13 protein-coding genes are annotated in these 22,058 nt (G+C 65.6%); 10 read left to right on the forward strand and 3 right to left on the reverse strand.

The features are described from left to right. Nucleotides 1-14: 14 nt before the first annotated feature. The 9 genes from ABZS37_RS12570 to ABZS37_RS12610 all read left to right on the forward strand — a co-directional run bounded on the left by ABZS37_RS12570 (nt 15) and on the right by ABZS37_RS12610 (nt 18,843). The gene (locus ABZS37_RS12570) at nt 15-2,351 is read left to right on the forward strand and encodes a DUF262 domain-containing protein (protein ID WP_355168303.1); all 2,337 of its coding nucleotides are present in this window, start codon (nt 15-17) and stop codon (nt 2,349-2,351) included. Next, on the forward strand, nt 2,348-3,730 hold the full coding sequence (locus ABZS37_RS12575; protein ID WP_355168305.1) for an AAA domain-containing protein: 1,383 nt from the start codon (nt 2,348-2,350) through the stop codon (nt 3,728-3,730). Before ABZS37_RS12570 ends, ABZS37_RS12575 begins: the two co-directional genes overlap by 4 nt. After that, the gene (locus tag ABZS37_RS12580) at nt 3,727-7,227 is read left to right on the forward strand and encodes a helicase-related protein (protein ID WP_355168307.1); all 3,501 of its coding nucleotides are present in this window, start codon (nt 3,727-3,729) and stop codon (nt 7,225-7,227) included. Before ABZS37_RS12575 ends, ABZS37_RS12580 begins: the two co-directional genes overlap by 4 nt. After that, the gene (locus tag ABZS37_RS12585; protein WP_355168309.1) at nt 7,224-9,917 is read left to right on the forward strand and encodes a DUF1156 domain-containing protein; all 2,694 of its coding nucleotides are present in this window, start codon (nt 7,224-7,226) and stop codon (nt 9,915-9,917) included. The genes ABZS37_RS12580 and ABZS37_RS12585 overlap by 4 nt, the downstream gene beginning before the upstream one ends. Nucleotide 9,918: 1 nt before the next feature. Continuing rightward, complete coding sequence (locus ABZS37_RS12590; protein WP_355168311.1) at nt 9,919-13,314, forward strand: DUF499 domain-containing protein; 3,396 nt, start codon at nt 9,919-9,921, stop codon at nt 13,312-13,314. Between the two features lie 495 nt (nt 13,315-13,809). Further along, on the forward strand, nt 13,810-14,886 hold the full coding sequence (locus ABZS37_RS12595; protein ID WP_355168313.1) for a DUF6884 domain-containing protein: 1,077 nt from the start codon (nt 13,810-13,812) through the stop codon (nt 14,884-14,886). An 86-nt stretch (nt 14,887-14,972) separates the two neighbouring features. Then, the gene (locus tag ABZS37_RS12600; RefSeq protein ID WP_355168315.1) at nt 14,973-15,701 is read left to right on the forward strand and encodes an NUDIX domain-containing protein; all 729 of its coding nucleotides are present in this window, start codon (nt 14,973-14,975) and stop codon (nt 15,699-15,701) included. Continuing rightward, nucleotides 15,698-16,852: a 5'-methylthioadenosine/S-adenosylhomocysteine nucleosidase gene (locus tag ABZS37_RS12605; protein WP_355168317.1), complete on the forward strand. Its 1,155-nt coding sequence runs from the start codon at nt 15,698-15,700 to the stop codon at nt 16,850-16,852. Before ABZS37_RS12600 ends, ABZS37_RS12605 begins: the two co-directional genes overlap by 4 nt. Beyond that, nucleotides 16,852-18,843 carry a hypothetical protein gene (locus ABZS37_RS12610; RefSeq protein ID WP_355168319.1) on the forward strand — a complete coding sequence of 664 codons (1,992 nt, stop codon included), beginning with the start codon at nt 16,852-16,854 and terminating at the stop codon, nt 18,841-18,843. The genes ABZS37_RS12605 and ABZS37_RS12610 overlap by 1 nt, the downstream gene beginning before the upstream one ends. 724 nt (nt 18,844-19,567) lie before the next feature. On the opposite strand, the gene ABZS37_RS12615 is transcribed toward ABZS37_RS12610, so the two are convergent. Continuing rightward, nucleotides 19,568-19,654, reverse strand: coding sequence for a hypothetical protein (locus tag ABZS37_RS12615; RefSeq protein WP_355168441.1), 87 nt, complete (start codon nt 19,652-19,654; stop codon nt 19,568-19,570). Between the two features lie 225 nt (nt 19,655-19,879). Between ABZS37_RS12615 and ABZS37_RS12620 the strand changes: the two genes are divergently transcribed. Further along, nucleotides 19,880-20,017, forward strand: a complete 138-nt coding sequence (locus ABZS37_RS12620) for a hypothetical protein (protein ID WP_355168321.1) — start codon at nt 19,880-19,882, stop codon at nt 20,015-20,017. Here ABZS37_RS12620 and ABZS37_RS12625 read toward each other — a convergent pair. Both ABZS37_RS12625 and ABZS37_RS12630 read right to left on the reverse strand, forming a co-directional pair. Next, entirely contained in the window at nt 20,014-20,574 is a 561-nt protein-coding gene (locus ABZS37_RS12625) for a GNAT family N-acetyltransferase (RefSeq protein ID WP_355168323.1), read from the reverse strand. The genes ABZS37_RS12620 and ABZS37_RS12625 overlap by 4 nt on opposite strands. Further along, nucleotides 20,571-21,968, reverse strand: coding sequence for a hypothetical protein (locus ABZS37_RS12630; RefSeq protein WP_355168325.1), 1,398 nt, complete (start codon nt 21,966-21,968; stop codon nt 20,571-20,573). Before ABZS37_RS12630 ends, ABZS37_RS12625 begins: the two co-directional genes overlap by 4 nt. Between the last annotated feature and the right edge of the window lie 90 nt (nt 21,969-22,058).

The following is a 22,058-nucleotide window of genomic DNA, read 5'->3' on the forward strand; positions in this document are numbered from 1 at the left end:
GTGGGGGAGCTGGGTTGAGCAAGTTGGGCACCATCCTCGACCAGATTGACTCGGGCACCGTGCTGTTGCCCGAGTTCCAGCGCGGCTACGTATGGAACCGGGACCAGGTACGCGGCCTGATGCGCTCGCTCTACCTCGGCTTCCCCGTCGGCGGGCTGCTGGTGTGGGAGACGGAAGCCGACCACGGCTCGGTCCGGGGCAGCGACCACGTCGGCGGCGGGGTGAAGTTGCTGCTCCTCGACGGGCAGCAGCGGATTACCTCGCTCTACGGGGTGGTCCGCGGCAGGCCGCCAGCGTTCTTCGAGGGTGACCCGGCCGCCTTCACCGGCCTGCGGTTCAACGTCGAGGAGGAGACGTTCGAGTTCTACGCGCCGGCGAAGATGAAGGACGACCCCACGTGGGTCGATGTCACCGCGCTATTCGTCGAGGGACTGGAAGCGCAAATCGGGAAGCTGAACGCGCACCCGTCGATTGCGCCGCGAATCGTGGCGTACATGACCCGGCTCAGCCGTCTGCGTAATCTCCTCGAGCGCGAGTTCCATCAGGAGAAGATCACCGGGGCGGACAAGGGTGTCGAGGTCGTCGTCGACATCTTCAACCGGGTCAACTCGGGCGGCACCAAGCTCTCGAAGGGTGACCTGGCGCTGGCGAAGATCTGCGCCGACTGGCCCGAGGCCCGCTCGACGATGCGTAAGCACCTGGGCACCTGGTCGACCGCCGGGTTCCAGTTCAACCTCGACTGGCTGCTGCGGAACGTCAACGCGGTAGCGACGGGCCGGGCCCAGTTCGAGTCCCTGGAAGGGGTCGGCTCGGCCGACTTCGCGCAGGCGCTCAACTCCAGCGAGCGCTACCTCAGCGGGTTCCTCGACGTGATCTCCGGGCGGCTCGGCCTGGACCACGACCGGGTGCTGATGGGTCGCTACGCATTCCCGGTGGTCTCCCGCTTCCTGCACCTCAACGGCGGCACGTTCGCCGACGCCACTCAGCGCGACCGGATGCTCTTCTGGTACATCCACGCCGCGCTGTGGGGGCGCTTCGCCGGCTCGACCGAGACGATCCTGACTCAGGACTACGAGACGGTCGCCCGCAGCGGCATCAATGGCCTGATTACCAGCCTCAGCCGCTGGCGCGGCGGCAACCTGGTGATCGATGGCCAGGACTTCGAGGGCTTCGGCCGCGGCTCCCGCTTTTACCCCCTGCTCTACCTGCTCACCCGGGTGCTTGGCGCCCGCGACTTCGGCTCCGGCCTGGAACTCAAGAGCGAGATGCTGGGACACCTCACCTCGCTGCAGGTCCACCACATCTTCCCCAAGGCGCTGCTCTACAAGCACGGCTACGGCCGCTCCGAGGTCAACGCCGTCGCCAACTTCTCCTTCCTCACCCAGCAAACCAACCTCGCGATCGGCAAGCGGCCGCCCGAGGACTACTTCGCCGAGACCGAGCAGAAGCACCCGGGCGCGCTTGAATCCCAGTGGATCCCGACCGACCCGCAGCTGTGGCGGCCCGACCGCTACCTGGACTTCCTCGCCGCCCGGCGGGAGCTGCTGGCCAACGCCGCCAACGGGTTCCTCGCCGGTCTGCGGGACGGCACGAGGCAGGCCGTCGAGCCACTGCGGCCGGTGGTCGTGGTCGCCGAGGAGGAGGTCAACGACGTCCGCGCTGGGCAGGTGAAGGCCCTCGTCGAGGAGCTGGTCACCGCGGGCTGTGCCGAGCCGGCCCTCGACAGTGAGATCGCCGATCCCGCCACCGGTCGTCTGCTGGGTGTGGCGGAGGCGTACTGGCCGGACGGGTTGCAGCCGGGGCTGGGTAACCCGGTCGTGCTGGAGCTGGACGCCAACCCGGAGCTGGCCCGGATGGAGGAACTCGGCTACGAGGTCTTCACCTCGGTCGACGCCCTGCGCGGTTACGTCGCCCGGCGCAACGAGCAGGCGGCGGGTCTCGCCGACGCTGAGTCGCTCGTAGAGGAGCCGGACGCCGACGAGACGACCACCGGGTCCGAGAACGCGCCGGGCGTACCGGCCCAGTCCGGCGGCGACCAGGGGACGGTCGCGGACTTCGAGCGCGCCATGCGCGGGGTGTACGAGACGGCGCGGCGCGAGGCCGGCTACAACGCCACCTACTTCCTCGGCATGATCGCCGAGCACGGTGGGCTCTCCACCGCCAAGAAGCTGCTCGCCAGCCCGGTCGTGTCCGACGGGTTCGCGGCGCTGTGGGAGCGCGGGAGGCTCGACCTGACGGTGGAGGCCCTGGTGGTCAAGCCCGAGTACGAGTCGCTCTTCACGCCCCACGAGCTCGACATCGCCCGGCACCGACTGCGGCAGTTCGACTACGACACTGGGGCACGGCGGTGAGCGCCAGGACCACCCTGCTCCTGCCCGATGCGCAGGCGGACCCGCCGGCGGTTCAGGCCGAGCGCGTCATCACCGAGGTGCTGGCCGACCTGCGCTCCGGCCTGCACCTCGGCGTCGTGGTCGACTCGCCTCCCGGGGCCGGCAAGTCGACCCTCGTCGTCCGCGCCGCCGCCGAGCTGGCCCGCGCTGGCGAGCCGCTGATCGTCATCGCGCAGACCAACGAGCAGGTCGACGACCTGATCGACCGATTGGCGCAGAAGGCGCCGGAGCTGCACATCGGGCGGCTCTCGGCGACCGACTACACGGCGACCGACCGGATCAAGCAGTACGCGACGGTCCGGGTCGCCGCCAAGGTCGCCGACCTCGGTGGTCCGTCCGTCATCATCGGTACGGCCGCCAAGTGGGCCATGGTGTCTGACGGGTGCTGGCCCTGGGCGATCGTCGACGAGGCGTACCAGATGCGGTCGGACGCGCTGCTGCGCGTGGCCGGACGGTTCGAGCGGGCCTTGTTCGTAGGTGATCCCGGTCAGCTCGACCCGTTCTCCACCGTCGATACCGAGCGGTGGATTGGGCTGACCTGGGACCCGATGCAATCCGCGGTGGCGGCGCTGCTGCGGCACAACCCCGACCTACCGGTGCACCGGCTGCCGGTGTCGTGGCGACTGCCGCCCTCGGCAGCGCCGGTGGTGGCCCAGGCGTTTTACCCCTTCACTGGGTTCCAGTCCGGCACGACCGCTGGTGAGCGGTCGCTGTCGTTCACCACTGCCGGGTTCGGGCACGGGCCGGTCGACTCGGCCGTGGAGACGGCTGCGGCGAACGGATGGGCGCTGTATGAGCTGCCGGCCCGGCACACGTTGCGGACCGATGCGGAGGCGGCTGTGGCATGCGCGGCCCTGGCACGCCGGGTGCTGGAGCGGGGAGCGGTCGCGGTCTCGGAGCGCGAACCGGGCGGCGCGCCGGTCACCGCGGACCGGATCGCCATCGGGGCCGCGCACCGCGACCAGGTGGCGGCTATCCGCGCGCAGCTTGGCGCGGCCGGAGCGGACATCACCGTGGACACCGCCAACCGGCTCCAGGGCCGGGAATACGACGTGACGATCGTGCTGCACCCGCTGTCCGGGCGGCGGGACGCCACCGCGTTCCACCTTGAGTCGGGGCGACTCTGTGTGCTGACGTCCCGGCACCGGCAGGCCTGCATCGTGGTGGCTCGTTCGGGGATCGCGGAGCTACTCGACGCCCACCCGAGTGCTGAGCCGGTGCACCTCAACGTGCCGGTCAAGTTCCCCGACGGCTGGGAATCGAACCAGGCATTTCTGGCACGTTGTTTTCAAGATCGCGTGCGTGCCGGGAGCTTGAGGAAGCAGGAGGCATTGCAATGAGCGAAGCGTCGGGGGAATCGCTGTTCTCCGTACTCACCGTCGGGGCGACCGTTAAAGGTCTTGCCGGGCCCGTCCCGGCGAAAATCCTGTCCGTTGACCGGCTTACCGACGACTCTGCGTCGGTTGCCTACCGCACTGAAGAAGGCGGACTTGCCGAGAAGATAATTTTCGCGGACATGCTGCCGCACCTCAAGGCCGTCAAGCCAGGCAGCGCGTTCACTTTCGACGCCGACCCGGACGCATTTCTCCTCGCCGCCGAAGCGCGCCGGATGCGGCTCGCGCACCTGTTCGACCCCCTGGCTGCGCTCGGCACCTCGGATGTGGACCCGCTGCCGCACCAGTTGCGTGCCGTGTACGGTGAGATGCTGCCCCGGCAGCCGCTCCGCTACGTCCTCGCAGATGACCCCGGCGCGGGAAAGACCGTCATGGCCGGTCTCCTCATCAAGGAACTCCTGTTGCGTGGGGACGCCGCGAACGTCCTCGTCGTCTCGCCCGGCGTCTTGGTGGACCAGTGGGACGAGGAAATGCGGGAGAAGTTTGCCCTTGAGTTCGAGATGCTCACCCGCGACAAGATCCTCGGGGAGGCGAACCCTTTCACCCGCGGTGGGCTGTGGCTCGCTCGGCTCGACATGCTTGCACGTAACAGCGAAGGCATCCTCGACAAGGCGTGCAACATCGACTGGGACCTCATCATCTTCGACGAGGCCCACAAGATGTCCGCGAACGTGTTCGGGTCCGAGGTCAAGAAGACCAAGCGGTACCAGATGGCCGAGGAGATCGGGAAGCACACCCGCAACCTCCTGATGATGACCGCGACGCCGCACTCGGGGAAGGAAGAGCAGTTCCAGTTGTTCATGGCGCTGCTCGACTCCGACCGGTTCGAAGGTGTCGCCCGTGAAGGCACCCGCAAGGTCGACGTGTCCGACCTGATGCGGCGCCTCGTGAAGGAAGAACTCCTCACCTTCGACGGCACCCGCTTGTTCCCCGAACGGTTCGCCTACACCGTTCAGTACGAACTGAGCCAGGCCGAGAAGGACCTGTACGCCGCCGTCACCGACTACGTCCGCGACCAAATGAACCGAGCCGACAGCATGGAGGGCGACAAGCGGCGCAAGGTCGCCGTCGGGTTCGCGCTCGCCACGCTGCAACGGCGGCTCGCATCCTCGCCCGCCGCGATCCACCGGTCGCTGGAGCGCCGCAAGAAGCGCCTCGAGAGCGAACTGCACGAGGCCCGTATCATGGCGTTCGCCATCAGCGACGACATTGACGTGCCCGAGGACGAGACCGACCTCGAAGACCTCACCGATGCTGAACGTGAGGCCCTTGAAGACCAGGCCGTCTCGGGGGCCACCGCGTCGCGGACGCCCGAGGAGCTCGAAGCCGAGATCGCGATACTCGACCGGCTCCTGGTGAAGTCGCTCGCGGTGAAAACCAGCCTGTCTTACGCCAAGTGGGACTCCCTGCGCGACACCCTCGACGACGCCGAAGAGATGCGCGACTCCACCGGCGCGCGCCGCAAGGTCATCATCTTTACCGAGCACAAGGACACCCTCAACGACCTCGTCGCCCGGCTCACCAACCACCTCGGACGCGACGACGCCGTCATCACCATCCACGGAGGCACCAAGCGCGAAGACCGGAAGAAGGCCAAGGAGACGTTCGAGCAGGACGAGAAATGCGTCTTCCTCGTCGCCACCGACGCCGCCGGTGAGGGCGTCAACCTGCACAAGAACGCGCACCTGCTCATCAACTACGACCTGCCGTGGAACCCGAACCGAATCGAGCAGCGGTTCGGACGTGTCCACCGCATCGGGCAGCCGAACGTGTGCCACATGTGGTCGCTCGTCGCGAAGGACACCCGCGAAGGCGACGTATACACCCGGCTGCTGGAGAAACTGGACGAGCAGCGGTCCGCGCTCGGCGGACGCGTCTACGACGTCCTTGGCAAGTTGTTCGAAGGCAACAGCCTCCGCGACCTGATGATCCAAGCCATCCGCGAAGGCGACAAGCCCGAGCGCCAGAAGTACCTCACCGAGGTCGTGGACGCGAAGGTCGGCGACGGCATCGCCGACCTACTCAACGCGAACCAGTTGGTGCCCTCCAGGCTCGACGAGTCGGAGATCGACGAGGTCCGCAAGCAGATGGAGCGTGCCGAAGCCGCCCGGCTCCAGCCGCACCACGTTGAGGCGTTCTTCCACAAGGCGTTTAAGGGCCTCGGCGGGAACCTTCGCATGCGCGAGAGCCATCGGTTCGAGATCAAGAATGTTCCTGCCGACATTAAGGAGCACGACCGCGTCACGGGCTACGGCGCACCCATCGTCAACGCCTACCACCGCATCACCTTCGATCCAAAGTACGTGCGGGTGCCCGGCAATAACCACATAGCCACGCTCATGCACCCCGGCCACCCGCTCATGGCTGCCACTATCGGCGTTATCACCGACCGGCACCACGACGCGCTCCGCCGAGGCGCCATCCTCATCGACCGCCCCGACCTGTCCGTAAGCCCGTACGTCATCTGCCTCCTCGAACACGACGTAACCGACGGGCGGACCGGACGGGACGGGCAACCGCAGGTCATCTCCCGCCGAGCCCATTACGTCCGCGTCAACGCTGACGGCAGTATCACCGCGCTCACGCAGAGCCCCATCCCGAACATGGACGCTGTCACCGACGACGAACGCGCCGCAGCCCACGAGGTGCTCAAGGAGCCGTGGTGCCAGGCCGCCGACCTGGACGCCCGTGTCGTCCGGCACGCCTCGATCACGGTGGCCCGCGAGCACGCCGAAGCCGTCACGGCTCGCACACAAGAGCGCGTCGCCAAGACCGAACGGCTCGTCCGCGAACGGCTCATCAAGGAGATCAACTACTGGGACCAGCGGGCGTTCGAACTCGGCGAGCAGGAACGTGCCGGGAAGAAGACCCGCCTACCTGCATCGCAACTGCGCCAGCGGGCAGAAGCGCTGTCACGTCGGCTAGACCGTCGCCTCAAGGAACTGGACAAGGAACGCGACATTTCCGCCCGGCCGCCGCGGGTCACCGGCGCATGCCTCGTCATCACCCAAGGCTGGCTCGACGCACAGACAGACCCCGAAGGCGCAGCGAACCGTGCCAGGGAGACCACGCGCATCGAACGGCTCGCTGTAGAGGCGGTGTTGCGCGTTGAACGTGCTCTCAAGCATCAACCCATCGAGATGCCGCACAACAACCCTGGTTACGACCTTGAATCCGAGACGCCCAACGGGCGCGACTTCATCGAAGTCAAGGGCCGGTTCGATCGTGGGGAGACATTCATTCTTACCCGACAGGAAGCCGTCACTGCCCTCAACAAGGGCGAACACAGCGTCCTGGCGCTCGTCCGAGTAACCGCCGACGATAGCACCATCGTCCGCTACCTACGCCAGCCGATAACCACCCCGATAGATCCCCGAGCAGCCCGCGTCGAGTTCGACTGGGACCCGTTCTGGAACGATGCCGAGGAGATGATCCAGCAGTGACCGAGAGTAACCGCAAGAGGAAGTTAATCGAGGTCGCTCTGCCCCTCGTCGAGATCAACGCCGCCTGCAAAGCCGACAAGGACCGCAAGACCGGCACCATCCGTAACTTGCACAAGTGGTTCGCCCCCATGCCCCTTCCAGCATGGCGCGCTCTCCTCTTCGCCGCACTCATCGACGACCCGGAAGACGACAACCAGCGCGTCTACCTGCTCGATGTCATCAAACGCCTCGTGGCCAACGGTGCAGATCTGCCAGACAAAGACACGCTTGAAGAAGCCAAGGGACTCCTCGTTAAGCAGTTCCCGCACGGAGTGCCGGCGGTCATGGATCCGTTTTGTGGCGGTGGGTCAACATTGGTCGAGGCTCAGCGCCTCGGTCTTCCTTCATACGGGTCTGACCTAAACCCTATTCCTGCCCTTATCTCCCGGACACTCACGGATACCCTGCCTCGTGTTTTTGGCCAGCCGCCAGTACACATAACAGCCGATGACGATCGGGCCCTCATCGGACGCGCAAGGCAGTCGTCCTACCAGGGGTATCGCGGGTTGGAAGAGGATGTTGCCTATTACGCCAACGTGGTTCTCGACAAGGCGCACGACCGGCTTCGTAAGCACTTCCCCCGCAGGTCTGACGAGGTTCCAGTCGCTTGGGTGTGGGGACGAACCGCCTACTGTGTCAACCCGGCATGCGGGATCGAGACAGTGCTGGCTACCACTTGGTGGCTTTCCAAAAAACCCGGCGAACTGGCATGGGTTCAGCCGAGGATCGAGAACGACCAGGTGATCCTCGATGTGGTCTCGGGGCAACGCAGCGGGCAGCCACAGGAGAGCCCGAAGACGGGCCGGGGTGCAAACTTCAACTGCCTCGCATGCACAAGTCTGATCGATGAGAATAGTCTGATCCAGCAGGGGGCCGAGGGCGGTATCGGCTACCTGCTGATGGCAGTGGTTGCCAACGTGGGCAAACGCCGTATATACCGGGCTGCGACGGATGAGGAGCACTCCGCTGCCTTCTCTGTCCCCACCGTCGATGATCTCGTGCGTGTGTCTCAGCCCACGAACCCAAGATGGTTTAGCGGTCCGAGATTTGGCTTCGGTGACTTTGCTGACATGTTCGCTCCCCGCCAGCTGTTGACTCTTGCCACATTCGCCGACCTCGTCGGCGAGATGCACGGCCAACTCGTCGGCGAGGGTGTTAACGAGGAGCGCGCCAAGGCAATTTGTTCCGTGCTTGGTCTAGCAGTAGGACAGATGGCCCGCTTCGGCTCGACTCAGTGTCAATGGAGGCTGAGGTCATCCGCCCATGCCAAAGCCGAAGCAGCCTTTGCTCGCGCCGACATGCAACTGATGTGGGACTTCGCAGAGACCTACTATGCGAGCGGCAGCGTCGGGGACTGGATTGATATATGTGCCTCGATGTGCAGGTCTTTCGAATACGCTCCCAAAGGGGAAGGCGAGGTTAAGCGGGTCGACGCTAGAGCTGCGAAGGCATCTTCTCCATGCCTCGTTGCGACAGATCCGCCGTATTTCGACGCGATCGGTTATGCAGATCTATCAGACTACTTCTACATGTGGCACCGTCGGGCGCTCAAGAACGTTCACCCTGACTTATACGTGACAATCGCCGCGCCGAAGTCTGGGGAACTTACAGCGGTTCCCAGTCATCACGGAAATAACAAGAACAAGGCTCGTGACTACTTCATCGAAGGCTTTACTAAAACGTTCGGCAACCTGACCGAATCGTTGGGTAGAGACCTGCCGATGTTGGTCGTGTACGCGTCCAAGGAACAGAAGGGTGGAAAGGAGGAGGAGACCCGGTGGGCCTCTATCCTCACCGCCATGGTGGCTGCGGAACTGGAGATCGTTGGCGCGTGGCCGATCCACGGCACTGGCTCCACGAGAATGATTGGGATCGGGACGAACGCCGTGGCGTCATACATCGTGATGGTGTGCCGCCCGCGCCCGCCTCACGCCCTAACCTCAAGTCTCGCTGACTTCAACCGTGCGTTGCGTCGAGAACTTGGTCCGGCCGTCCGGGACCTGCAGGCGGCATCGATCCTGCCTGTGGACCTCGCTCAGGCGGCCATGGGCCCAGGCATGCAGATTTACTCGCGTTATCGCGCGGTCTTGGACCAGTCAGGGCAGCGAGTTCTGGTGGACCAGGCCCTGCGACTTATCAACGCTGCACTCGCCGAGGTGTTGGACGAGCAGGAAGGCGAGTTGGACCCAGAATCCCGCTTCGCGGTGCGGTGGTGGGAGACCCATGCTTGGAACTCCGGCACCTTCGGAGAAGCCGACAAGGGGGTCCGACCGCTGGGCATCACCGTTGACGACGTTGCCCGGGCTCAGGTGGTCACCAGCCACGGCAACAAAGTGCAGTTGCTCGGCTTGCGGGAGCTTGATCACAAGTGGGTCCCGTCTGCCGATATTCGACCTACTGCATGGGAGGCGGTGCACCACCTTGCGCACCGGCTGATTGACCGGGGCGGCGAATTGGAGGCCGCGCGGCTTATGGCCGTGCTCGGTAACTTGCAGGACCCGGCGATGGCGCTGGTGTACCGGCTGCATGACATCGCGGCAAAGAAGGGCCGCACGGGGGACCAGGAGCGGTACAACGCGCTGATCAACTCGTGGACTGAGTTGGTGAAGTTGAGTTCGGACGGGTCGACTGCGGCTGAGGGGTTGTTCTGAGATGGCGTTGACCAACAAGGAACGCGTTGGGCGCGTCCTTGATCTCGTGGCCGAGGGGCTCGGTCCGTGGATGATCGGGCTTTTGGAGGCCAAGTACGGCCCGGATTGGGCGGACCAGGTCGTCCGGGCTGCTGGTACGACGAGCCGTGACACGACGCCGAACGCGACCGACCCTGCGTACCTGTTCTGGGTATTCGACAAGCAGTGGCATGGCCTGTTCAAGGAGCACGTCAGTTTCGAGGACAAGCGTGCTGTGTCGGCTCTGTGGGATGCCAGGAAGGAGTGGGCGCACGGCGCGAAGATCTCCTCCGAGCGGACCGAACGCGTCCTGATGGACGGTGAGCACCTGCTCCGCTCCATCGGCGCCGTCGAGCAGGCAGACGCCGCTGACGAGATGCGCCGGGACTTCCGTCGGGTCATGTTCGAAGAAGACCAGAAGCGGCTCCAGCGCGCGAAAGAGAGGTCCCTCTCCGTTCAGGTTGACTCTACCGGCCTTCCCGCGTGGCGTGATGTGGTGGAGCCCCACGATGACGTGGCGCGTGGGTCGTTCCAGTTGGCCCAGTTCGCGGCCGACCTTCGGCAAGTCCACCAAGGCGTAGCTGGGCCGGAGTACGGCGACCCGACTGAATTTTTCGGCCGCACCTACCTGACCCGTGGTCTGAGGTACCTGCTGGAGCAGGCCGTGCAGCGGCTCAACGGTGTCGGCGGCGAGCCGGTCATCGACCTGATGACGACGTTCGGTGGGGGCAAGACGCACTCGCTCCTCGCGGTCTACCACGCGGCCTCCGGCATGTCAGCGGACAAGTTGCCCGGTATGCGTGAGGTCCTCGACAACCTCGGCATCGCGGAACTGCCCGCCGAGGTCAACCGCGCGGTCCTCGTCGGCAACGACCTGTCTGTGCTCGGCTCCACGAAGCCGGACGGCACGGTCGTGAACACGATGTGGGGCGAACTCGCGTGGCAGTTGGGCGGACCCGAAGGGTTCGCGATGCTTGCCCGCTACGATGCCGAGTCCGACTCCCCGCCGACGACCGACTTGGCCGCGCTGTTCCGCAAGTACGGCCCCTGCGTCATCCTCATCGACGAATGGGTCGCCTACCTGCGGAAGTTGTGGTCGCGAGAAAAGACCGCTGCGGCAGGGACCTTCGACACGCATATGACGTTCGTTCAGTCCCTGACTGAAGCGGCTGCCGAGGTGCAGAACTGTCTCCTCGTTGTCTCCCTGCCGGCCTCGGATGTCGTTCGTGACATGCAGTCCGCCGACTCGCCCCATATCCAAAACGCGCATGAGGTCGGGGGCACCGCTGGCTTGGAGTCGCTGCGCCACCTCCGGTCGGTGATCCACCGCAAGGAGGCCGCGTGGCAGCCTGCCACCGTGGACGAGTCGTACGAAATCGTGCGGCGCCGGATCTTCAAGCCGTTCGGGAACGCTGAAACCGCCTCACGCGATCTAGTAGTCAACAAGTTCGTGGAGCACTATCAGAAGTTCGGCATGGATCTGCCGAGCGATGTCATGCAGCCGGGCTACCGAGCGGCGATGAAGACCGCCTACCCGATCCACCCGGAGCTGTTCGAACGGCTCTACCAGGACTGGTCCACGCTGGAACGGTTCCAGCGCACACGTGGCGTCCTTCGGCTCATGGCCACGGTGGTCCACGCGCTTTGGACCAGCGGTGACAGGTCGCCGATGATCCTTCCGGCATCGATCCCGCTAGACAACCAGAAGGTGTTCGAGGAGATTACCAATCATCTGGACGACACCTGGAAGCCCATCGTCGACGCTGACATTGCCGGGAATTCCTCGGCGTCGAGCACCATTGACAACGAGATCAAGATCCTCGGACGAACGATGGCGGCTAAGCGCGCCGCCCGCTGCGTCTTCCTCGGCACGGCACCGATGGCCAATCGACGCGAACGAGACGGGTCGGCGGCAACCATCCGAGGGATCGAGCAAAAGCGCGTCGTGCTCGGCGCCACCTACCCTGGTGACAACCCGTCTCACGTAACGGACGGGCTGCGGCGGTTGGGTGACCAAGGCAGGTACATGAACCGGGACCAGGACCGCTATTGGCTCAGCCTGCAGCAAACTGTTTCCCAAATTGTTCAGGAACGTGCGGACGCGTACCACGACGATCAGGTCTTCGATGAGCTCGCCTCGGTGGTGCGGCAGGAGACCGACAAGGGGCTGTTCGAACGAGCCCACCGTTTCCCTGGCGGCAGCATCGACGTAGACGATGACCCGTCCATCGGGCTCGTGATCTTCGGCCCCGACCGGGCGTTCTCGAAGAAGGCCAAGTCGACCGCCGAGGCGGCTGCGCTGGAGTTCTTGAACAAGCGGGGCACTAACGCCCGTATCCACAAGAACAGCCTGGTGTTCCTGGCCTCCGAGGTTGACCGGGTCGACGTCATGCTCAACGCAGTCCGCAACCGGATGGCGTGGGAGTACATCCTCGACAACAAGGACTCGCTCAACCTCGACCAGCACAACATCAAGTTGGCTACCTCACGGGTGAAGCAGGCCCAGCAGACCGTCGCCGATTCCATCCGAGAGGCGTACCGCTGGATTCTCGTCCCGCACCAGGAACCCGGCGAGGCGAGCATTGGTCTTGAAGCCATCCTCATGAATGGGGAGGGCACCCTCGCGGCTCGGGTCACGAAGAAGGCCGAAGCGGGCGAGTTTGTGGTTCGGAACTACTCGCCGGCGTTGCTGCGCATGGACATCAACCGGCTGAACCTGTGGAAGGACAAGCCTCACGTCCCGGTGGAGACGCTAGCGGGGTACTTCAGCCAGTACGTCTACATGCAGAAGGTCACTAACCCGAAGGTGGTCATCGACTGCGTGTGGCGGCTCGATGAGGTCCTTCATGTCGATCTTGACGGCTTCGCCTACGCGGATGCCTACGAGAACGACCGCTATGTTGGCCTCACGATGACGGGCCCGTCCGACGTCCGGCCCGGTGGTCTCATCGTTGCGCCGGCGGTGGCACGGGCACAGATGGAGAAGGACGTGGCCGCCGCCCAGGCAGCCAAGGCAGCAAGCGGTGGCTCTGCCACCGCGAGCGGCGCCACCACGACGACAACCTCAGGCGCTAGCGGGTCGACAACGTCGAGCGGCTCGACCAACGGCGGAACCACCACCGGTGGCGGGTCGGAGGCAGGGACGCCGGTCACACGGTTCCACGCTACAAAGGAACTGACCGCCGCCCGGGTGGTGCGCGACGTGTCCCAGATCTATGAGGAAATCATCTCCCACTTCGTCAGCGCCGGAGTCAACGTCAAGGTGACCATCGATGTCGAGTCCGACCAGATGAACAAGCTCGGCGATGACAAGCGCACCGCCATCGGAGAAAACCTCAAGGCCCTCGGCTTCGGCGACGAGGACTGGTCGATGGACTGACCTACCTCAGAAATCTAGCGGTGGCTTGCTGACTGTCGGCAAGCCACCGCTGACGGATGGAAGGGCTGAGCTCGCCTCAGGTGAGTGCGTCGACGGGCATTAATAGTTCTTTGGGCAACTGGAGGCGAGTGGTGGTCCAAGCTGCGTGGGAGCTGGTGCTGGATGCGGCACCGACCTGATTAGGCGCGGCCATACGGAGTTCACCAGGGCTCAACTCCTCGACGAGGTGGTGCGCCGGGACCCGAGTCGGCTTCCCCAGTCACTTGGCCCGGTCATCCAGCGCATGACGGTCAACGCGACGGGCGGTCCGCCAAGTCCATGTGGCACACCGCTGGAGCGTGTCGCCCACGGCCAGTATCGGCTCGTGACCCAGCTATCGGCGACTGGTCGGACGGCTTCGGGACCGACTGAACGGCAGCCAGCACCCGAAGCGCCGGACAGCGGCGAGGTTGACATCGTCTTGGTGGGCTGCAGTAGGACGAAGGCGAGCAGGCCATGCTCCCTCGGAGTCTCTACCGATCTCCGCTGTTCGAACGGCGCAGCCGGTATGCCGAGACCCGCGGACGCACCTGGTACGTGTTGGACGCCGAACACGGGCTGGTGCATCCCGACAGCCTGCTGGAGCCGTGCGACGTGGCTCTTGCCGACCAGAGCGAGGACTACCGGCGGGCGTGGGCGCAGTGGGTTGTGGCCAAATTGCGGCGGGTCGAGGGCAACCTTCATGGTCGCGTCGTCGAGGTTCACGCGGGGGAGGCGTATGCCCGTTCTTTGCTGCCGTTGCTCAGCGCCGCTGGCGCGACCGCGTTGCAACCGACGGTCGGGTTGCGGCAGGGTGAGCAGCTGCCCTGGTATGACCGGCGTCCGGAAACACCTGCCACCGACCCGCCAATCGGCTGGCTCACGAACATGACCACCGCCGACGGACCACACCCGATGCCCGGATTCACCTACCGCTCGCCGAACCTGGCGGAGACATTCGAATCAGCAGCCGAACTCACGGTCACCGTCGCCGGGGCGAATCACCGGGTGCGGCTCGCAGCATGCGACCGCGAAGTCTACGGACGTGTACGACGCCGGATAGTCGTCTTCGTGGGCTCAAAGCCGGTCGCCGAGGCGGTCGCCGCGGACGATTACCCACATTCGCGGACGCTTCTTGGACTCCTCGAGGACGCCGACGGGCGGATCGTTCGCCCCGGTGAGACCGTGCCCGAGGCCTACGCCGGGTTTTCGCTCGTCCCCTTGGCCGATGGAGTGACCGGGCCGCCTGCCCGCAGTGGCCTGGCCGTGTGCCTCAGCGAGGATGACATCGTCGGATGGGCGGCGTTCGCATTGGCCCACAAGGCGGTCCGTGCCCGCGGCCTTCCGGCGCCAGCGTCTGACCCGCTGCCGGCCCGCGTGCCCATCCAGCGGAGCGCGGGCCCGAGCCCCACCGTGGATGCCCTTTTGCGGTACGGGCGTGAGCACGTCAACGAGCGCGTCGGAAAGGCGCCCCAGTTCACCCCCCACGACGAGGCCAACCGCCTCGTCGTCGAGGACCAGTTCGCGTTCCTGCTCGCGGTAGTCAAGCGTTGATAGAAGCCACTCCCGTATGCGCGAGCGCTGAAATCCGACACTCAGCGGTCTTCCTGTCAGAGTGACAGTAAGTCTATGGTCGGTCCATGTCTGACGATCGCTGGGTGCCACCGCCGGTTCTACTGACGGTTGACCTCGTCATCCTCACCTTGCGGGAGTCCTGCCTTCATGTGCTGTTGATCGAGCGCGGGATTGAGCCCTATCAGGGCGCCTTGGCTCTGCCTGGCGGTTTCCTCGGCCACGAGAAGGAAGACCTGGTGACGGCTGCCCATCGGGAGCTTGCCGAGGAGGCTGGCTTGGGGCCGGATCAGTTGCACCTCGAACAACTTGGCATCTACGGTGCGCCGGATCGTGACCCCCGAGGGCGGGTGGTCTCCGTGGCTTACCTGGCCATTGCCCCTCGGCTACCCGAGCCGGTTGCCGGCACCGACGCGTCCCGGGCGTGTTGGACCTCGGTGGCGCAGGCGCTGTCCGTTGACTCGCAGCTCGCCTTCGATCATGAGCGGATCCTGACCGATGGGGTCGACCGGGCGAGGGAGAAGTTGGAGCGCTCGGCGCTCGCCACCGCCTTTTGTGGTCCGACCTTCACGATCTCGGAGCTTCAGGACGTCTACGAGGCGGTGTGGGGCGTGCCGCTCGATGCGCGGAACTTTTACCGGAAAGTGCAGAGCGTGGACGGCTTCATCGTCCCCGCCGGCCCGAGTCGCAAGACCGATGGTGGGCGCCCCGCTCGGCTATTCCGTCCCGGGCCCCGCACGATTCTTCACCCTCCGATGATCCGACCCATCAGCCAGGCAGACAGGGAGACAGCGTGAGCACGAACAGCGGTCTCGTCGTGATCCTCACGGCTCTGGACCTCGAGTACGCAGCGGTCCGCGACCAACTGACCGACCTACGTGTACGGCGGCACCCCGCCGGCACCCGCTTCGAGGTCGGCCGGATCGGCCAAAGCGACTGCCGGGTCGCCCTGGGGCTGGTCGGCAAGGGCAATCATCCGGCTGCGGTGCTCGCCGAGCGGGCGATGGCCGAGTTCTCCCCGGCCGCTGTGCTATTCGTGGGAGTCGCCGGTGGCCTTTGGCCCAACATCCGACTCGGTGACGTCGTCGTCGCCAGCAAGATCTACGCCTACCACGGCGGCACCAGCGAGGACGACGGTTTGAAGGCCCGACCGAAGGCGTGGGAGATCCCCCACGAGGCCGACCAGATCGCCCACCACGTCGACAGGTCAGCTGTGTGGCGTCGTGGACTTCCCATAGGCGCAGCACCCAAAGTCCACTTCGGGCCGATTGCCGCAGGGGAAGTGGTGCAGGACTCGGGGATCTCCGAACAGGCCCGCTGGATCCGCCAGCACTACAACGACGCCGTAGCGATCGAAATGGAAGCGGCCGGTGTGGCCCAGGCGGGCCATCTCAACCGTGCCCTGCCCGTGGTGGTCGTGCGCGGCATCAGCGACCACGCCGACGGCAGCAAGGCAGCCACCGACGGACAGGACTGGCAACTGAAGGCCGCACGCCACGCCGCCGCGTTCGCCACCGCATTGGCGCGAGAACTGATCATCGACGGGCCGTCCAGCCGAGGCGGCGCGGACCGGGACGGGAGCCCCACGATGCCGACGACCAACCGCAACATCGCCACCGGAAACGCCCACGTCGGGGTGCAGGCCGGACAGATCTACGGCAACGTCACGGTCGGCGCTGGCGCCGATCAGCCGATCGATCTGGCAGCGAGCATCGCAGACCTGCGAACCCACCTCAAGCAGGCCCACCTCGACGGACAGTTGGACGAAGAAACCTACGCCGCGGCCGAGTCGGAACTGGAGGCGGCGACGGCATGCGTCTCAGCGGGCACAGCCGAGAAGAAGAGTGGCCTGATGGTCGCGCTCAAGCGGTTGCGGGGTCTGGTAGCCGACGTGTCTGAGCTTGCGGCGCGGCTTGCGGCGATCATCGCCGTGGTGCGGGGCATGTGATGACGACCCCGACCGCGACCAACGTCGCCCAAGGAGATGCGCACGTCGACGTACAGGCAGGTGTAGTTCACGGTGACATCAACTTCTACCGGCTGCCGCCAAATCCGAGTCCGGAGGAGCAGTTCGCGTTCGCGCTGAAGTATCTCGACGCGCGAGTTCGTGATCAGGCGCGCGAGCTCATTGAAAAGGCGGTCGCAGGTGGGTATGTGACCACGCAGGTCCAGTTCTACCGCCTCATTGCCCTATTGAGCGGACGTACCCTGCGCCAACTCGCCTCCGAGGAACTGGAGCGCCTCACCGCCATCTGCGCCAGCCTCCCCCACCTCGACGACCATGACGAGTGGACTGCGGGGTTGAAGGTAATCATCCGCCTCCTGGCCCCCGTCGGCGCCGCCGAGACGGATCTCGTAGTCAAAGAGATCGACGCGCTGAACCGGCGTCAACGCGACGGGATCTACGGCCACCTCGAGGCGCTACTCGAAGGCGCGATGCAAGAAGAGATGTGGCGGAAGTCCGTCGCCCTGGCGGACTCGCAGCGCACAGCGGAGGACCGATTCAACCGCGTCTGGAAGTTCTTTCACCCCACACCCGCGCAGCCTCGGACCCTACCGGTGCAACCCGCTGCTGTTGCGCTGCGCGACTGGTTACGCGCCGGCGCCGGCGCGGCCGTGTTCACTCTCGCCGGGGTGCAGATGATCGTGCTGGTGACGGCCGGCGGCACGCTCGACCCGTTCCTCGGTCTACTCGCCGCCCTGGTCGGGCTGGCCGCGTTTTGCGTCGGTGGGGCGGACCGGTACTACCGCGGGACACGGCTGCGCGCAAAGGAAGCCCAGATCCGTCCACCCCGGCAGCGGCGACGAGATGCACCACCGGGAGGCTTCGCCCGCAAGGTGGACCGGCTCTTCGACCGCTACTTCCGCTGGTACGTGCCCGAAGGAACCGACCGAGCCTACTGGCTCGACCAGACGGCGGGGATCCGGCGGCACCTCCGCGACGAGGTGGTCGAGCTCTACCGGGAACAGCGCATCGAGGCCGAACGGGTCGCCTGGCTCGTCCGATACCTGGTGGGAGATGTCCGAGGGCAATGGGAACGAGACACGCTGACGGCGTACCGCCAGCAGCTGCGTAACCCTGCCAGGACCAAGGCCCTCCACGTCGGGGGACTGGCCCTCCTTGCCGCGGGGAGCCTCTGGGCCGTTCCTGCCGTCGTGACCAGCGCCCCCTTGTCTGGCACAGGTTGGTTCCTGCTCGCGGTGGCGTCGGCGGTGCCGGCGGTGCGCTCGTCGTTCCGGATCGTCGCCGAGCGACGCTCGGTCGCCGACGACCATGCGGAACGCAAAGACAAGGACACGGCCCGCTGGGCGGCATACCACAAGTGGTGCCACGAGCTGTCCGACAAGCCGTCGGACACCGAGATGGCCACCTGGTTGGAAAGCGACCGCAAAGTCCTGGTCGACCAGGCCATGCAGCAATACCGACTCCGCCCGAGCCAGGTGATCGCACACGCCTTCATCGAGGCGCCGGCATCCTCATGCAAAAAGGCCCGCTACCCGCAAGGACCATGGCGGTACTCCCGGTATCGCCTGCTGCTGTTTCTCCTCACCGACGACGGCGTCCGGCAGGTCAACATCGATCTCGACTTCGAAACCTCCGCAAGCCGCACCACCCAACGGCTCAACTACCGCTTCGACGCCGTCGCCGCCGTACGGATCGACGGCATCGCCACCCGACAGCAGACCTTCGAGCTGACTCTGTTCAACGGAGAACCCATCTCAATCCAAGTGAGCGATCCTGACGACGGGACGCTCCAGCACGACGAGAACCCAACCAAGATCGCTGAGCTGTCGCTAGACGCTGCCGGGCTCAGTCACACCCTGCACGTCCTCGAAGGCGTCGCCGCCGAAGGCAAGGAATGGGTCAAACACCGACGCGACCGCGCAGACGAAAGGCTTGCCAACCTTGCGAGCGCCATAAGCGGGCTACTCGATTAGTTCAGGGTGGTATCAACACTATTGCCAAGATTGGGTAGGAGTCGACCTATTTGGATGGTGCACCTTCACAATCGTCGTCGATCAGGGCATCCCCGCCGAGCGTGCTTGGCGGGCGCCGTACGAGCTCAAGCTCCGCCTGGGTCATCTCGGCCCGGCGCGGGTTGCCGCCGAGCCCAGCCAGGTGAGGGCGGCGATGGCACAGACACCCGCGCTGCACCGCTTTGTGAACAGAATGCCACGCTGGCTGGTGCGGGCGGCCCGAATGGTCGTTGAGCAGTACGGCGGCCAGCCGGCGCGATCTGGGCCGGCGCACCAAAGGCTGTGGAGCTCGCGACGCGCCTGGACATCTTCCCAGGCATTGGGCAGAAGAAGGCGGCTATGGCAGTCGAGATCCTCGCCCGGGACTTGTGGGTGCCCATCGCTGAACTGTCGGGCAGTGACATTGCCTTCGACGTCCACGTGCGCCGGGTGTTCCTGCGGACGCAGCTTGCCGAGTACGACGACCTGGACCACATGGTGGACGTGGCCAGACGTCTGCACCCCGAGCGACCCGGCGAACTCGACTACCCTGCCTGGCTAATCGGGCGGCGGTGGTGCGGTGCCGGAGTTCCTGACTGCGGAGCCTGCGTGTTGCGTGAAGTCTGCCCCCGCGACGTGGATCAGGCGGCGGCCGTTCGAGGTAGCGGACAGCAGCGTCTGTGGTTGTACCGACGGCTTGGTGCCCTCACCCCATGCTGGAGTTGCCAGCTGAGTCGGCGACGAACGTGCCCTTGCCTTGTTGGCCCTCGACGAGGCCTCGGTCGCGAAGGATCCGTAGTGCCGCTTGCGCGGTCGAGACGCTGACCTTGTACTGCGGCCAGCTGGGCGTACGTGGGCAGCTTGTCGCCTGGCGACAGCTCTCTGCTCTCGGCCTGCTCTGTTATGGCGTTGACGACACGTAGATACTCCGCGGGTCGGTTGGACATGTGATGGCACTCCTCGCTCGGCTCAGCTCGCCGCTCTTGCTCACTTTCACCCTGAGCGTGCGCAGCGGGTGGTGGCCGAGCGGCAGGTGCGCCGCGGGTTCGGCAGCGTAGAGGAGTTCGCGGCCGTCGCGAATCTCGCGCCGCACGAGTTCGCCCATCTCAAAAACCTGGTGATCTGCGTACCGCGGCAGGGGCTGCCCGCCAGCTAGTCAATCGGATGAGGACGGGTCTCTGCGGTGCGCAGCAAGACATCGAAGACTGGCGCATTCTCCCAGATCGGCTGCAGCTTGGTGACCTTGCTCCAGCCCCAGGAGCGGTACGCCGCTTGAGCGGCAACATTGTCGGGACGGACTAAAAGCGTGGTTCGCGGCTCAGCCCGGCTAGCGACTAGCTCGTCATGCAGCGCTGCCGCAATGCTTTGACGTCGCCAGGCGGGGTGAACCAGTAGCTCGCTGAGGGCGAAGGTGCGCGTGCCGTTCTCCACGGTGAACCCAGGCGGCACGGGCTCGTGGATCCCGTCCCACCACCGCGTCTGCGCTGGGAGTGGGAATCCATAGATGTAGCCCACCAAGGCCCCGTCGACCGTAGCGGTGACCAACTCCCACCCCAGCCGCTGCATATGCAGGTCGAGCTGACGCCGGTAGCGGTCCTCGCTGTAGAACTCGCCGCCGCCCGCGTAGACCTCCAGGTAGAGGTTCACAAGCTGATCGAGGATCCCCTTAGCCTCGTCAGCGCTGTGGTGGCGAAGTTGCAAGCCCTCGATCACACACTCACCCCCTGGTCGTAGGCATCGACGAACTGGCGGGTTGTCATGGTTGCCTGCTGTGGCGCAGCCAAACTCCGGCGCACCTGTGCAAGATGCTGACTTACCCTCTTCGAGTTGATCTGGTTCACCGCAGGCAGGACGTCCAGAGCGATGCGTGCAGCCTCGTTGACGTCGCCCTGCCGGTGCGCCGCCTCCGAGAGGCGCACCGTGTAGTAGACCTCGTTCCGTCGATGGCTGGGTGACGGGTTGGCGGTGATCGCGCGCAACGACTGAACAGCGCGCTCTGCTCTGCCGAGGGCCAGATAGGAGAGCCCCTCAATCCCGTTCAGCTCCTGCTCGTTCACGAAGTGAACAAAACTTTGGTCATCCTCGTGGACGCCGCGGTCCAACTCCCGGCGGGCCTTGGTCATCTCGCGACTGAATCCACTGGTGTCACCGAGAACGGCGTAAGCAGGTGCCCTCCGCAGGTGCAGCAACGTGGTGAGTCGAGGGGTGGCCCAGCCGGCGGAGATCCGTAGGGCCGCTTCCGCGCATTGCAGCGACTCGCCAGGTTGACTCTCGTAGATCAGTAGCGACAGGTGCGCGAGAGCGCGGACTTCCACACGTGGGTCATCCGCGATTCGGGCACGAGCAATCGCCTCATTCAGATACGGCCTCGCCTCAGACCGGCGTCCGGCGTCGATGGCGAGCCAGGCGGCCTCGATGGAGAGATCGGCCAGGGCGCTTTGGAGCGCGTCACCGACCTCTCTGCTGTAGCTCGCCCTCGCCGCCCAAGCCGACAACCTGGAGTGCGTTTGGATGGCGACATCGCAGAGCATGTCGGCGCCGGCTGCCGCGTCTGCTCGCCGGAGATCGTCAACCAGGGAGTTGGCTAGTTGAACCTGCTCCAGGCCGATGCTCCTGGGCACCTCGGCAGGCCCCGCGAGCAAGTACGTGTGACCGCCCGCCGCGAGTCCCGCGAGCGCGGCCAGTACGTTGAAGCGCCGGCGGTCCGTAGCGCCACCCCCTTGGCTTGGTGCCTGCTCCACGTTAACCGCCATGGCAGCCCGCTCGCCTTGCTTGGCCACCTGATCGGCGCCAGGGGCGCTATCTGTTTCGCCTCCCGTGAGGCTCGCATCCCTCCAGCAATGCTGATCAGGAAGGCGGAACCAGAGGCTCCCCGCCGGCACCCGGAGGAGCTGTACCCAGTGCGCCAGCCGATCCAGGTGCACGAGCGGCGGGCCGTTCTCCACCCGACTCAACTGGGCCTGCGTAATCCCCAGCCACCCCGCCACCACGGTCTGCGGCAGGGCGACCCGCCCGTGGTACGGATGGCAGCGGTACGCCCGGATCACCCGCCCCAGATGCCGCTCTGCCAGCGCCCGCCGGACCGGCTCGTGGTCCCAGAAGCTCACCGGCACCACTGGCGGCGCGCTCAGCCGGTCTCGCTCGGCGACCTGGCACGGCGTACACCGTCCGCTGTCGTTGTCCCGGGCCAGCCTTCC

The sequence above is a fragment of the Micromonospora sp. NPDC005413 genome, from assembly GCF_040606435.1.
Lineage (GTDB): Bacteria > Actinomycetota > Actinomycetes > Mycobacteriales > Micromonosporaceae > Micromonospora.

What these genes read in the sequence shown, in the direction of transcription:
- ABZS37_RS12580 (WP_355168307.1), top strand. Translation starts at nt 3,727, where the DNA reads ATGAGCGAAGCGTCGGGGGAATCGCTGTTCTCCGTACTCACCGTCGGG.
- ABZS37_RS12590 (WP_355168311.1), top strand. Translation starts at nt 9,919, where the DNA reads ATGGCGTTGACCAACAAGGAACGCGTTGGGCGCGTCCTTGATCTCGTG.
- ABZS37_RS12595 (WP_355168313.1), top strand. Translation starts at nt 13,810, where the DNA reads ATGCTCCCTCGGAGTCTCTACCGATCTCCGCTGTTCGAACGGCGCAGC.
- ABZS37_RS12600 (WP_355168315.1), top strand. Translation starts at nt 14,973, where the DNA reads ATGTCTGACGATCGCTGGGTGCCACCGCCGGTTCTACTGACGGTTGAC.
- ABZS37_RS12610 (WP_355168319.1), top strand. Translation starts at nt 16,852, where the DNA reads ATGACGACCCCGACCGCGACCAACGTCGCCCAAGGAGATGCGCACGTC.